This window comes from Cellulomonas sp. McL0617, from assembly GCF_049994875.1.
Taxonomy (GTDB): Bacteria; Actinomycetota; Actinomycetes; order Actinomycetales; family Cellulomonadaceae; genus Cellulomonas.
The window spans coordinates 20,689-33,400 of sequence record NZ_CP188256.1 but is presented as its reverse complement, the minus strand read 5'-3'; the positions used below and the strand labels follow the sequence as shown (position 1 = coordinate 33,400).

12 protein-coding genes and 1 tRNA gene are annotated in these 12,712 nt (G+C 71.4%); 8 read left to right on the top strand and 5 right to left on the bottom strand.

Translation table 11 applies throughout. The features are described 5' to 3' along the window. The first annotated feature begins 192 nt into the window (after window positions 1-192). The gene (locus ACPPVS_RS00175) at window positions 193-1,191 is read left to right on the top strand and encodes an NAD-dependent epimerase/dehydratase family protein (RefSeq protein ID WP_426593900.1); all 999 of its coding nucleotides are present in this window, start codon (window positions 193-195) and stop codon (window positions 1,189-1,191) included. Window positions 1,192-1,289: 98 nt separating this feature from the next. On the opposite strand, the gene ACPPVS_RS00170 is transcribed toward ACPPVS_RS00175, so the two are convergent. Beyond that, window positions 1,290-1,372, bottom strand: a tRNA-Leu gene (locus ACPPVS_RS00170). A gap of 273 nt (window positions 1,373-1,645) precedes the next feature. Here ACPPVS_RS00170 and ACPPVS_RS00165 point away from each other — a divergent pair. From ACPPVS_RS00165 to pknB, 7 genes are read left to right on the top strand one after another with little or no spacing between them, the layout of a single operon-like run. Then, window positions 1,646-2,356, top strand: a complete 711-nt coding sequence (locus ACPPVS_RS00165) for an FhaA domain-containing protein (RefSeq protein ID WP_426593899.1) — start codon at window positions 1,646-1,648, stop codon at window positions 2,354-2,356. A 9-nt stretch (window positions 2,357-2,365) separates the two neighbouring features. Then, entirely contained in the window at window positions 2,366-2,860 is a 495-nt protein-coding gene (locus tag ACPPVS_RS00160) for an FHA domain-containing protein FhaB/FipA (protein ID WP_426593898.1), read from the top strand. Window positions 2,861-2,863: 3 nt separating this feature from the next. Continuing rightward, window positions 2,864-4,078, top strand: coding sequence for a Stp1/IreP family PP2C-type Ser/Thr phosphatase (locus tag ACPPVS_RS00155; RefSeq protein WP_426593897.1), 1,215 nt, complete (start codon window positions 2,864-2,866; stop codon window positions 4,076-4,078). A gap of 4 nt (window positions 4,079-4,082) precedes the next feature. After that, window positions 4,083-5,510: an FtsW/RodA/SpoVE family cell cycle protein gene (locus tag ACPPVS_RS00150; RefSeq protein WP_426593895.1), complete on the top strand. Its 1,428-nt coding sequence runs from the start codon at window positions 4,083-4,085 to the stop codon at window positions 5,508-5,510. After that, the gene (locus ACPPVS_RS00145; protein WP_426593894.1) at window positions 5,507-6,958 is read left to right on the top strand and encodes a peptidoglycan D,D-transpeptidase FtsI family protein; all 1,452 of its coding nucleotides are present in this window, start codon (window positions 5,507-5,509) and stop codon (window positions 6,956-6,958) included. The genes ACPPVS_RS00150 and ACPPVS_RS00145 overlap by 4 nt, the downstream gene beginning before the upstream one ends. Further along, a complete protein-coding gene (locus ACPPVS_RS00140) occupies window positions 6,955-8,256 on the top strand; it encodes a serine/threonine-protein kinase (RefSeq protein WP_426593892.1) in 1,302 nt (433 codons plus the stop codon). The genes ACPPVS_RS00145 and ACPPVS_RS00140 overlap by 4 nt, the downstream gene beginning before the upstream one ends. Beyond that, the gene (pknB, locus tag ACPPVS_RS00135; RefSeq protein WP_426593891.1) at window positions 8,256-10,229 is read left to right on the top strand and encodes a Stk1 family PASTA domain-containing Ser/Thr kinase; all 1,974 of its coding nucleotides are present in this window, start codon (window positions 8,256-8,258) and stop codon (window positions 10,227-10,229) included. Before ACPPVS_RS00140 ends, pknB begins: the two co-directional genes overlap by 1 nt. 51 nt (window positions 10,230-10,280) lie before the next feature. Here pknB and ACPPVS_RS00130 read toward each other — a convergent pair whose 3' ends face one another. From ACPPVS_RS00130 to ACPPVS_RS00115, 4 genes are read right to left on the bottom strand one after another with little or no spacing between them, the layout of a single operon-like run. Then, window positions 10,281-10,916: an aminodeoxychorismate/anthranilate synthase component II gene (locus ACPPVS_RS00130; protein WP_426593890.1), complete on the bottom strand. Its 636-nt coding sequence runs from the start codon at window positions 10,914-10,916 to the stop codon at window positions 10,281-10,283. Window position 10,917: 1 nt separating this feature from the next. Continuing rightward, entirely contained in the window at window positions 10,918-11,076 is a 159-nt protein-coding gene (locus tag ACPPVS_RS00125; RefSeq protein WP_426593889.1) for a hypothetical protein, read from the bottom strand. Between the two features lie 13 nt (window positions 11,077-11,089). Beyond that, entirely contained in the window at window positions 11,090-11,830 is a 741-nt protein-coding gene (locus ACPPVS_RS00120) for a class E sortase (RefSeq protein WP_426593888.1), read from the bottom strand. Continuing rightward, window positions 11,827-12,666: a DUF881 domain-containing protein gene (locus ACPPVS_RS00115; RefSeq protein ID WP_426593887.1), complete on the bottom strand. Its 840-nt coding sequence runs from the start codon at window positions 12,664-12,666 to the stop codon at window positions 11,827-11,829. Before ACPPVS_RS00115 ends, ACPPVS_RS00120 begins: the two co-directional genes overlap by 4 nt. Window positions 12,667-12,712: the final 46 nt, after the last annotated feature.

The following is a 12,712-nucleotide window of genomic DNA, read 5'->3' as shown; positions in this document are numbered from 1 at the left end:
TGACGTCGTCGCCGTGCCGCCAGGAGACGTGGCGCTCAGGACGACCGACGGCTCAGCTCCCACCGCCGGGATCCGACCAGCACACCAGAGTGACGCGACCGTCGAGCCGCGTGGCTTCCGTGCGCGGTGGCGTCGACCCCCGAGGACCCCGCTGATCGGCGGGGGCGTCGGCTGCTCCGTATCCTGCGACGCATGGCACTGAGCGCACTCTTCATCGGCGGGACCGGCATCATCAGCACCGAGGCGGCCCGGCGGGCGGTCGCGGAGGGGGTCGAGCTCACCCTGCTCAACCGCGGGCAGTCCGCGACACGCCCGGTGCCCGACGGTGCCCGCGTGCTGCACGCCGACGTGCGCGACCCGGAGTCCGTGCGCTCCGCGGTGGGTGACCTCGAGTTCGACGCGGTCGTGGAGTTCATGGCGTTCACGCCCGAGCACGTGCAGACGGACCTCGACCTGTTCACCGGCCGCACCGGTCAGTACGTGTTCATCAGCTCCGCGTCTGCCTACCAGACGCCGCCGACCCATCTCCCCGTCGTCGAGTCGACGCCGCTGCGCAACCCGTTCTGGGAGTACTCGCGGAACAAGATCGCCTGCGAAGACCTCCTCGTCCGCGCGTACCGCGACACCGGTCTGCCGATGACGATCGTGCGCCCTTCGCACACCTACGACGCCACGCTCATCCCGATGGATGGCGGCTGGACGGTGATCGACCGGATGCGCCGCGGCCTCGAGGTCGTCGTCCCGGGCGACGGAACCTCACGATGGACCATCACCCACAGCGCGGACGTCGCCGTCGGGATCGTCGGGCTGCTGGGCCGCGAGGAGGCGATCGGCGAGGCGTTCCACATCACCGGTGACGAGGCGCCGACGTGGGACCAGATCTACCTCGCGATGGCTCGGGCCGCCGGCGTGGACGAGCCGCGGCTCGTGCACGTCGCGTCCGACGCGGTCGCCGCCGCCGACCCTGAGCTCGGCGCAGGGATCATCGGCGACAAGGCGCACACGATGATCTTCGACAACACGAAGATCCGGCGGTTGGTCCCTCAGTTCTCGCCCCGCATCCCCTTTGCGCAGGGCGCCCGCGAGATCGTCGCCTGGCACGATGCCGACCCCGCCCGCCGGACGATCGACCCCCAGTTCGAGGCCCTCACCGAGCGCCTCCTGGAGGCTTACCGGCCCCGCCCGCTCTGACCGCTCAGCCGGTCCCGGACGCAGAAACTCCCGGCAGGATCAGATCCTGCCGGGAGTTGTCCGGACTGCTGGGCCTTGGTCGTCCCGAGACCCCACTGTGCGCGAGGGGGGATTTGAACCCCCACGCCCTTTCGGACACTGGCACCTGAAGCCAGCGCGTCTGCCGTTCCGCCACTCGCGCGCGCCGGAGAACATTAGCACGGTGACACAGGCCTCCCGAACACGGCCGAGAGCGCACGAACGACCGTGGAGGACGGTGCGCCACGCTCCGAGGGCGTGGTGCAGGCGTCCTCGGCGCGGGCGGCCCGCTGCACCCGATCGGGTGTACCGCCCGGGCGCCGCGCGGGACTCGCCGACATCCGGGTCCGGACGCTCGCGGCCCGGATACCATCGACTGACCAGCACGGCACAGCCGTGCGCAGGTCAGCGGCAACGAGTCGAGAAGGAGGTGGGCGTGGGCATCCTCGACAGGTTCGAGAACGGCGTGGAGCGGGTGGTCAACAACGCGTTCGCCAAGGCCTTCAAGAGCGAGCTCAAGCCGCTCGACCTCTCCAGCGCGCTGCGCCGCGAGGTGGACGACCGGGCCGCCGTCGTCGGCCGCGACCGCACCGTCGTGCCGAACGAGTTCACGCTGGAGCTCGCCACCGCGGACTACGACCAGGTCGAGTCGTGGGGCGCCGAGGCGCTCGCCGACGAGTTCGCGGCGAACGTCACGGACTACGCGGCCGGTCAGCGGTTCGCGTTCGTCGGGCCGGTCACGGTGCGGTTCAGCGAGGACACCGAACTGGAGGCCGGCCGCTTCCGGGTGATCAGCGCGACGGTGCGCGGAGCGGTGGCACCCGCCGCGGCGACCGCGACGCCGAGCGCACGCCACCCGCTGGTGGACATCGACGGTCAGCGCTACATCCTCACCGGGCCGGTCACGGTCATCGGGCGCGGGTCGGAGGCGGACATCATCGTCGACGACCCCGGCGTCTCCCGGCGCCACCTCGAGATCAAGGTGACGCCGGACGGCGTCATCGCGAGCGACATGGGCTCCACCAACGGGCTCTTCGTCGAGGGCCACCAGGTACCGGCTGCGACGCTGCTGGACGGCAACACGCTGACCATCGGGCGCACCCGGATCCTGTTCTGGACAGGCGGCGAGCCGGACCCGGACGAGTGACGTCGGCGCATGAGTGAGCTGACGATCACCCTGCTACGGCTGGGTTACCTGGCCCTGCTCTGGGTTCTCGTGCTCACCTCGATCGCCGTGCTGCGACGCGACCTGTACGGCACGCGCATCACGGACCGTCGGCGCAAGAACAAGGCGCCGCAGCTCGCCGGGGCGGCCGTCGCCCATCCGACCCCAGCCCCACCGCGACAGACCAGGTCGGCCGGACCCAGCCGCCTCGTCGTCACCGAGGGTCCCCTTCGTGGCACGATCATCCCGCTCGGGTCGTCGGCGGTCCTGCTCGGTCGCGCTCCCAGCTGCACGCTCGTCCTCGACGACGACTACTCGTCGTCGCGGCACGCACGGATCTATCCGCAGGGTGGCCAGTGGTTCGTCGAGGACCTCGGATCGACGAACGGGACATTCGTGGCGGACCAGCGCGTCGAGGCCCCCACCCCGCTGCCGACCGGTACACCGGTCCGCGTGGGACAGAGCGTGCTCGAGCTGCAGAGGTAACCGGTGACCGTCGCACTCAGGTATGCGGCACGGTCCGATGTCGGGCTCGTGCGCTCCAACAACCAGGACTCGGCCTACGCCGGGCCGCACCTGCTCATGGTCGCCGACGGGATGGGCGGGCACGCGGGCGGCGACGTCGCGTCCTCGGTGGCGGTCGCCGCGTTCGCGCCGCTGGACGGCGAGTCCCACGGGTCCGACGACGCCCTCGACCAGCTCGAGGCGGCGCTGGCCGACGCGCGCGAGGAGATCATCCACCGCAGCGAGGCCGACCCGGAGCTGACGGGCATGGGCACGACGGTGCTGGCCATCCTGCGGGCAGGCAACAAGCTCGCGATGGTGCACCTGGGCGACTCGCGCGGCTACCTGATGCGCGACAAGGTCCTCACGCAGGTCACCACGGACCACACGTTCGTGCAGCACCTGGTGGACATCGGCCGGATCACACGGGAGGAGGCCGAGGTCCACCCCCAGCGTTCGGTGGTCATGCGGGTGCTCGGCGACTTCGATCCCGACGTCGCCCCCGACCTGTCGGTGCGCGAGGCGCGCCCGGGCGACCGCTGGCTGCTGTGCTCGGACGGCCTGTCGGGGTTCGTCAGCGCGGAGACCATCGAAGAGACCATGGCGACGATCGACGACGTCGACTCCTGCGCCGACCGGCTGGTCCAGCTGGCGCTGCGCGCCGGCGGCGGCGACAACATCACCGTGGTGCTGGCCGACGTCCTCGAGCTCGACGACGTCGCGGACGGCGAGGGCCCGACGACGCACGCCTCGGTGGTCGGCGCCGCAGCCCTGACACGCAACGACCCCACGGCCGCCGACGACGGGCCGGCAGCGCGTGCCGCCAGCCTGACCAAGCCGGAGGAGCCGGGAGAGGTCGACGAGGAGGACGACGAGCCGGAGCCTCGTCGGCGGTGGCGCGTCCTGGTGGCCTGGATCGCGGGCGCCGTCCTCGTCCTGGGAGCCATCGGGCTGACCGTCGCGTGGCTCAACACGCAGTACTACGTGGGCGTCGACGACGGCCAGATCACCATCTTCCGGGGCGTGCCGCAGAGCCTCGGCCCGATCGACCTGTCGTCGCCCATCGAGCACTCGGGCACGGGTGTGGACGACCTGCGCTCGGCCTACCTGCGCGAACGCGTGGTCCAGACGATCCAGGCGGACTCGCTGGAGGACGCCCGGGCGCAGGTGGTCATGCTCCAGGACGACGCGGGCTCGTGAGCTGATGGCCACCGTCCAACCGCACCGCGTGCGGCCGGGTCGCGGCGTCGAGCTCGGGCTGCTGGTGCTCGCGCTGGCGATCGGCCTGGCCTCGTACGTGCTGGTCGGCATCGGGACCACCGACAAGGTGCCGCCCGACGTGCTCGAGTACGGCATCGGCATGGCGGTGCTCGGGGTCGGCATCCACCTGGTGCTGCGGTGGCGGGCGCCGTTCGCGGACCCGGTGATCCTGCCCATCACGGTGGCGCTCAACGGCATCGGGCTGGCCATGATCTACCGCATCGACTACGCGTACGAGGCGCGCGGGCGCGAGCACGGGTTCGCCGACCGTCAGCTCGTCTGGACCGCCATCTCCGTGGTTCTGGCGGCCGCGGTGCTCATCCTGCTGCGCGACCACCGGACGCTGCGCCGCTACACCTACACCGCGGGCGTCGCCGGTCTCGCGCTGATCCTGCTCCCGCTGGTCCCCGGTGTGGGCGTGCTGATCAACGGTGCCCGGATCTGGGTGCGCGTCGGGGGCGTCGGGTTCCAGCCCGCCGAGTTCGCCAAGATCGCGTTCGCCATCTTCTTCGCGGGCTACCTGGTCACCCACCGCGACGCGCTCGCGCTGGCCGGTCCGAAGGTGCTCGGGCTGCAGCTGCCGCGTCCACGTGACCTCGGACCCATCCTCATCGTCTGGGGCGCCTCGGTCGCGGTCCTCGTCCTGGAGCGCGACCTCGGCACCTCGTTGCTGTTCTTCGGCCTGTTCGTCGCGATGCTTTACCTCGCCACCGAACGGCTCTCCTGGGTGGTCATCGGCCTGCTCCTGTTCGTCGTCGGCGCATGGCTCGCTGCGAGCGCGTTCTCGCACGTCGGAGCACGTTTCGACGCGTGGCTCCACGCCTTCGACCCTGCCGTGTTCGACAAGACGTACGGCGGGTCCGGGCAGCTGGTCCGCGGCCTGTTCGGCATGGCCAGCGGCGGACTGTTCGGCACCGGCTGGGGCACCGGACGCCCGGACCTGGTGCCCTTCGCGGAGTCGGACTTCATCGTCGCGTCGCTCGGTGAGGAGCTGGGCCTCACGGGCCTCATCGCGATCCTGATGTGCTACCTGATCCTCGCGCAGCGCGGCTTCCGCACAGCGATCGGCGTCCGCGACGGCTTCGGCAAGCTGCTCGCCGGCGGCCTGGCGTTCATCGTGGCGCTGCAGACGTTCGTCGTCGTCGGCGGCGTCACGCGCCTCATCCCCGTGACCGGCCTGGTGACGCCGTTCGTCGCGTACGGCGGCTCGTCGCTCGTCGCCAACTGGGTGATCGTCGCGCTCCTGCTCCGGATCTCCGACGAGGCCCGGCGGCCGGCGCCGGACGTGCGGGTCCCCACGCCGATCGCGGGCGTGCCCACGGTCGCGACCGGCGGCGACCAGCCGACCGAGGTCATCGGCAGGCAGCGATGAACACTCCGCTGCGCCGGCTCGCCACCGTGGTCATGGCCATGTTCCTCGTCCTCATCGGCAGCGCGACGTGGGTCCAGTACGTCCAGGCCGACAAGCTGAACAACGACCCTCGCAACGTGCGCGGCCTCTACCGCGAGTACGGGAACGCGCGCGGGCCGATCGTCGTGGGCGGCAAGGCGATCGCGTTCTCGACGCCCGTCAGCGACCCGTACGGGTACCAGCGCCAGTACACGGACGGGTCCATCTACTCGACGATGACCGGGTTCTACTCGATCGTGAACGGCAAGACCGAGCTGGAGAACGCCGCGAACGCCGAGCTGACCGGCAAGGGCGACCAGCTGTTCTTCACGCGCATCCGGGACCTGATCACGGGTCGCAAGCCGGAGGGCGCGGCGGTCGAGACCACGATCAACCCCGCCGCGCAGGCCGCCGCGGTGGCGGGTCTGGGAGACCAGCAGGGCGCGGTCGTCGCGATCGAACCGTCCACCGGAAAGATCCTCGCGCTGGTCAGCACGCCCGGGTTCGACCCGAACACGCTGGCGACGCATGACACCGCCGCCGCGAGCGCCTCCTACCAGGCCCTCTCCGCCGCACCGGGCAACCCGCTGCGCAGCAACGCCACCAAGGAGCGGTACGCCCCGGGCTCGACGTTCAAGCTGGTCACCGCGGCGGCGGCGCTGGAGAGCGGCCAGTACACGCCCGCCTCGACGCTCCCCGCGCCGCACCAGCTCGACCTCCCGCAGACCACCGCGACCATCGGCAACTTCGGCGGCGGCGGGTGCGGCAGCGACCCGATCACGCTGGCCGACGCCCTGCGCGTCTCGTGCAACACCGCCTTCGCGCAGCTCGGCCTCAACCTCGGCGCCGACGCCCTGCAGGCCCAGGCGGAGCGGTTCGGGTTCAACGACCCGAACCTGACCATCCCGATGAGCGTCGTGCAGAGCGTGTTCCCCGCCAACCTGAACGCACCGGAGACCGCCCAGTCGGCGATCGGGCAGCGCGACGTGCAGGCCACGCCGATGCAGATGGCGATGGTGGCCGCGGGGATCGCCAACGGTGGACGTCTCATGACCCCCTACGTCGTGCAGACGGTCCGCTCCGCCGATCTGACCACGGTCCACGTGACCAAGCCGACGCTCTACTCGACGGCCGTCTCGCCCGGCACCGCCGCGGCGTTGACGCAGATGATGATCGGCGTCGTGCAGTCCGGGTCCGGCACGGCGGCGCAGATCCCGGGCGTCCAGGTGGCCGGCAAGACCGGTACCGCGCAGACCACCGCAGACCAGCCCCCGCACGCCTGGTTCACGGCGTTCGCGCCGGCCGACAACCCGCGGGTCGCGGTCGCGGTGCTGGTCGAGCACGGCGGCAGCCTCGGCAACGAGGCCACCGGCGGACGCGTCGCCGCACCGATCGCCAAGGCGGTCATGGAGGCGGTGCTGGGCTCATGAAGACGGCGGCGGGCGTGGCCTTGGGTGAGCGGTACCGGCTGGTCCGGCAGATCGCGGTCGGCGGCATGGGTGAGGTGTGGGAGGCGCACGACGACGCGCTCGCCCGCCCGGTCGCCGTCAAGGTGCTGCGCTCGGAGTTCGCCGGCGACCGCGGGTTCCTCGAGCGCTTCCGCACGGAGGCGCGCAACTCGGCGTCCCTGTCGCACCCCAACATCGCCCAGCTGTTCGACTACGGCGAGCAGGACGGCTCCGGCTTCCTCGTCATGGAGCTGGTGGTCGGCGAGCCGCTGTCCGACCTGCTCGAGCGCGAGCCCGTGCTGCCCACCAGGCGCCTGCTGCCGATCCTCGCGCAGACGGCCCGCGGGCTGCACGCAGCCCACATCGCCGGGGTCGTGCACCGTGACGTGAAGCCCGGCAACATCCTGCTGGGGCGGGGCGGGCGCGTGAAGATCACCGACTTCGGCGTCTCGCTGGCCCGCAACCAGGTCACCATGACCGCCACGGGCATGGTGATGGGGACGGCGCAGTACCTCTCGCCGGAGCAGGCCGTGGGACATCCCGCGACACCGCTGTCGGACCTGTACTCCCTCGGGATCATCGCGTACGAGGCGCTGGTCGGGCACCGGCCGTTCACCGGCCCGACGGCCGTCGACATCGCCGTCGCGCACGTCAACAACCCCGTGCCCCCGTTGCCCCCGAGCGTCGACAGGCCGCTCGCAGACCTCGTCGTGCGCCTGCTGTCCAAGGAACCGAGCCAGCGCCCGCAGTCCGGCGAGGAGCTGGCGGCCATGCTGGACCGGCTCGTGCCGCGCACCCCACCGACCGGTGTGCCCATGCTGGTGGAGCAGCAGCCCACGCGACCGCCGGACACGTTCGCGACCGCCGCGACGCCCATCGCGCCCGCGGCACCGCCCCCGTCGTACCCGCCGCGCCGCGCCCGGCGACTCGAGGAGCCGGCGGCACCGAGGCGATCGCACGCCGCACCACCGACCGGCCAGGCCTCCCGCCGCATGGCCTGGCCGTTGCTCGTCCTGATCCTCGTGCTCGTCGCACTGCTCGGCGCCTTCGCCGCGAAGGCGATGCTGAACGCCGACGGACCCGCCGCAGGGACGAGCACCGGGACGACGCTGCTGGTCGCAGGCGCACCGCCCGGCCAGCACGACCCGCGGCCGGTCGCCGCCGGATACGCTTCTGGCGGGGATGGGGATGCGATGATCGGCCCGTACGGCACTGCCGTGGACTACAAGGCCGTGCCTGCACCATCCGGCACAGCATCAACGGAAGCAGAGGACGCCTAGTGGTGGACGACGGATCCCGGATCCTCGCCGGACGGTACGAGGTCGGCGAGCTCATCGGGCGTGGTGGCATGGCCGAGGTGCACATCGGCCACGACACCCGGCTCGGTCGCACGGTCGCCATCAAGATCCTGCGCTCCGACCTGGCCCGCGACCCGAGCTTCCAGAACCGGTTCCGCCGCGAGGCGCAGTCGGCGGCGGCCCTGAACCACCCCGCGATCGTGTCGGTCTACGACACCGGTGAGGACGTCTTCACCGAGCCCACCGGCGTCGTCGCCCACGTGCCGTTCATCGTCATGGAGTACGTGGAGGGCCACACGGTCCGCGACATCCTGCGCGACGGCCACGCGGTGCCCATCGAGGAGGCCGTCGACATCACGGCCGGCGTGCTCTCCGCCCTCGAGTACTCCCACCACGCGGGCATCGTGCACCGCGACATCAAGCCCGCCAACGTCATGCTCACGCCGACGGGTGCGGTCAAGGTCATGGACTTCGGCATCGCTCGCGCGGTGGCCGACTCGGCCGCGACCATGACGCAGACGCAGGCCGTCATCGGCACCGCGCAGTACCTGTCGCCCGAGCAGGCCCGTGGCGAGACCGTCGACGCGCGCTCCGACCTGTACTCCACCGGCTGCCTGCTGTTCGAGCTGCTCACCGGCCGCCCGCCGTTCATCGGCGACTCCCCGGTGGCCGTGGCGTACCAGCACGTCCGCGAGGCGGCGCCGGTCCCCAGCTCGTTCGCCTCCGACGTGCCCGACACGCTCGACCGCATCACGCTCAAGGCCCTCGCCAAGGAGCGCGACGCGCGCTACTCGTCGGCCGCCGAGTTCCGGGCGGACCTCGAGGCGGCCGTGCGGGGAGGCGTGGTCACCGCGCCTGCCGTCGGCGCGGCGGCCGCTGCGGCCCTCGTCGCCGCCTCGGCCGCCGAGACCACGCAGCTCATGGCCCCCCCGGTCGCGACGACCCAGACCATCCCTCCGGCCACGGCTTGGCAGTCGACCGGCACGCTGACGACGACGCCCGACGACGACCTCGAGGAGTCGCGCAGCAGCAAGGTCTGGCTGTGGGTCCTCATCGTCGTCGCGCTCCTGGCGGTCGGCGGGATCCTCTACCTGCTGCTGAGGGGCACCAGCGGACCCGAGCAGGTGACGGTGCCCGACGTGACCGGGCAGCAGGAGGCCGCCGCACAGGCCCTGGTCAAGGACCAAGGGTTCCTCTGGGGCGCGCCCATCCAGGCGACGAGCGACACCGTGGCCCAGGGCGCCGTCATCAGCACCAGCCCGAAGGGCGGCACCTCAGCCGACAAGGGCTCGACCGTCACGGCGACGATCTCCTCCGGCAAGGGCGACGTCACCGTGCCGAACGTGCTCGGCAAGTCCGAGCAGGACGCCGTCACGGCGCTGATGGCGGCCGGGCTCTCTGTGAATCCGACCAGGACGCAGGACGACAACGCAGCATTCCCGCAGGGTCAGGTGACCAAGACCGATCCCGCGGCGGACACCAGCGTCGCCGCCGGCACCGCCGTGACCCTGTCGGTCTCCACCGGCAACGTCGCGGTCCCGGACGTGACCAACATGCCCAAGCAGCAGGCGCTCGACACCCTGAACGCCCAGAAGCTGTCCGGCAACACGCAGGAGGTCCCCTCCGACAAGACCCCCGGCACGGTCATCGCGCAGGACCAGGCGCCCGGCACGCTGGTCAAGCAGGGCCGCACCATCAACCTGCAGATCGCCGTCGCGCCGACCACCACGACCGTGCCGAGCGGGCTCGCCGGAATGACCTACGACCAGGCCGTCGCCGCGCTGAACAACGCCGGCCTGACCAACGTCAACCGGATCGACGACGTCTCGGACCAGCCGAAGGACCAGGTGCTCCGCACCGACCCGACCGCCGGCACCGAGGTACCGTTCGACCAGCAGATCGACGTACACGTCTCGAAGGGTCCGACGATCCCCGCACCCGGCAAGACGCCGTAGCAACGCGACGAAGGGCCGTCCCGTCGGGACGGCCCTTCGTCGTGACAGGGTCTACAGACGCACGAGCGGGTGCAGACCCGCCGAGCGGGCGACGGCCTGGTCGTCGCCACAGATCTCGAGCCAGTTGGCCAGCAGCCGGTGGCCACCCTCGGTGAGCACCGACTCGGGGTGGAACTGCACGCCGTAGAGCGGGAGCGACCGGTGCTGCAACCCCATGATGATGCTGCGGCTCTCCGAGGCAACGACCGCGGTGACCTCCAGCTCGTCGGACACCGTGTCGTTCACGACCGCCAGCGAGTGGTACCGGGTCGCGGTGAACGGGTCGGGCAGGCCGGCCAGCACGCCCTCGCCCTTGTGCTCGATCTGGCTGGTCTTGCCGTGCATCAGCTCGGGTGCGTGCGTGACGACCCCCCCGAACACCTCCCCGAGCGCCTGGTGGCCCAGGCACACGCCGAGCATCGGGATGCCGGCCGCGGCGCAGTCGCGGATCACCTGCGTGCTCTGGCCGGCCTCGGCGGGCGTGCCCGGTCCGGGCGAGACGAGCACGCCGTCGAACCCCGTCCGTTCGGAGGGTGCGGGCACGGCGTCGTTGCGGACGACGACAGTCTCGGCGCCCAGCTGGTTGAGGTACCCGACGATCGTGTAGACGAACGAGTCGTAGTTGTCGATCACGAGGATGCGCGTCATCTCAGGTCCCTACGGTCGTCTCGTTGAAGGGCATGTGCGGCGAGAGCGCGGGGAACACCCACGCGAAGCAGACCGCCAGGACGACGAACGCGGCGACCGCGAGGATCAGCACGCGCACGACCACGGGTCCCGGCAGGTGTCGCCAGAGCCATCCGTACATCAGCGCCCTCCGCTCATGATGCGCCATCCAGCAGCTCGACGGGAGTCCCGTCCGAGGTCGGTGCCCAGTAGTCCAGCACACCGTGGACGATGTACCGCTGCCGCGCCGAGAACATCGGGTGGCACGTGGTCAGCGTGATCATCCGCTCGGTGGGGGTCGCGCCGGGCTGGCCGGGGACCGGCGCGATGACGTCGACGTCGGTCGGCGCGACGATCTCCGTCGACGTCACGCGGTAGACGTACCAGATGTTGTCGGTCGTCCGGACGACGATCGGGTCGCCCACCTGCAGCTCGGTGATCCGGTTGAACGGCTTGGCAAAGGTGGTGCGGTGCCCCGCGATCGCGAAGTTGCCGACGCCGCCGGGCATCGCGGTGCCGTCGTAGTGCCCGACCCCTAGGACGTCGAGCACGGTGGCCCGGTCGGTCCCCTGGCTGATCGGGCGGACCGGCTCACCGTTCCACCGGGGCACCTGCATCGTCGCGAACGTGGTCGCGTGCGGCGGCTGGACCATCACCGGGGGGTCGCCGTGCCGCGGGGTCGCGACGACGGGCGCGCTCGAGTTCCCCGACGGCGTCGGGGTCGGCAGCGGCTGGAACGGCAGCTCGGCCACGATCTGTGCCTGCGCCCGGTTGCCGACGACGTCCGTCCACCAGAGCTGCCAGACGAGGAACGCGAACAGGAGCACCCCGAGGGTGATGAGTACCTCGCCGATCACGCCGATCGTGCCGTACACCGCATCGCGCGTACGGCTCACGGCAGCTCCTGCGCGGACCTGGCGCGCGCCCGGCTCGACTGGTCCCGCTCGCGCGCCTCGGCCTCGGCGAGACCCGGCAGCACCTCGGTGCCGGCCGGGACCTGGGCCGACTGCAGGTCGGTCGGTCCGGAGTAGGCGGGCAGATTCAACGGCGACGACGCGCTCGAGTCGGACAGCGACCAGCCGAGGCCCACACGCTGCGAGTCACGGACGTAGAGCTGCACGGGCGTCGACGCGGACAGCGCGCGGCGCAGCTGGGCGGGGTCACCGATCGCGCGGATGTCGTAGGGCGGCGAGTAGATCCGGCCGTGCAGCCGCAAGACGTTCCCGGCGCAGTGGATGGCACTGGTCGAGATGATCCGTTGGTCCATGATCTCCATGGCCTCGGCGCCCCCGGCCCACAGCGCGTTCATCACGGCCTGGATGTCCTGCTGGTGGACCACGAGCACGTCCGGGCTCGTGTCGTCGCGACGGGGCGAGTCGGCGGGTGCGTCGTCGAGACGGACCGTGAGCCCGGAACCCTGCACCGGGACCAGCCCACCCTCGACCAGGTAGCCCAGGCTCGGTTCACCGATCTCGGTGCCGGTCGCGGCGTTCTCCTCGGTGGTCAGCCCGACGACGTCCGCGTGCAGGTCGTCGACCTCGGTGGACAGTCGTTCGACGCGCGACTCCTCGGCCTTCGCGAGCTCAGCCAGGTCCTGCGGGTGGCGATCGCTCGACCCCTGCGCGAACTTGGCGTTCGCCGCGAAGAGGGCCCCGGACAAGGCGAGCACGAGCGCGACCGACAGGGTCCCGCGCGTGAGGAAGCGACGGGCCCGGTGAGGGTGGTCGGTCACGGTCGGCTCCTGCTGGGGACGCGTTCGGGGCGGAGGGAGAACAAGC

Coding starts and splice junctions, on each gene's coding strand:
- ACPPVS_RS00175 (WP_426593900.1), top strand. CDS start 193: ATGGCACTGAGCGCACTCTTCATCGGCGGGACCGGCATCATCAGCACC.
- ACPPVS_RS00160 (WP_426593898.1), top strand. CDS start 2,366: ATGAGTGAGCTGACGATCACCCTGCTACGGCTGGGTTACCTGGCCCTG.
- ACPPVS_RS00150 (WP_426593895.1), top strand. CDS start 4,083: ATGGCCACCGTCCAACCGCACCGCGTGCGGCCGGGTCGCGGCGTCGAG.
- ACPPVS_RS00145 (WP_426593894.1), top strand. CDS start 5,507: ATGAACACTCCGCTGCGCCGGCTCGCCACCGTGGTCATGGCCATGTTC.
- ACPPVS_RS00140 (WP_426593892.1), top strand. CDS start 6,955: ATGAAGACGGCGGCGGGCGTGGCCTTGGGTGAGCGGTACCGGCTGGTC.
- ACPPVS_RS00130 (WP_426593890.1), bottom strand. CDS start 10,916: ATGACGCGCATCCTCGTGATCGACAACTACGACTCGTTCGTCTACACG.
- ACPPVS_RS00125 (WP_426593889.1), bottom strand. CDS start 11,076: ATGTACGGATGGCTCTGGCGACACCTGCCGGGACCCGTGGTCGTGCGC.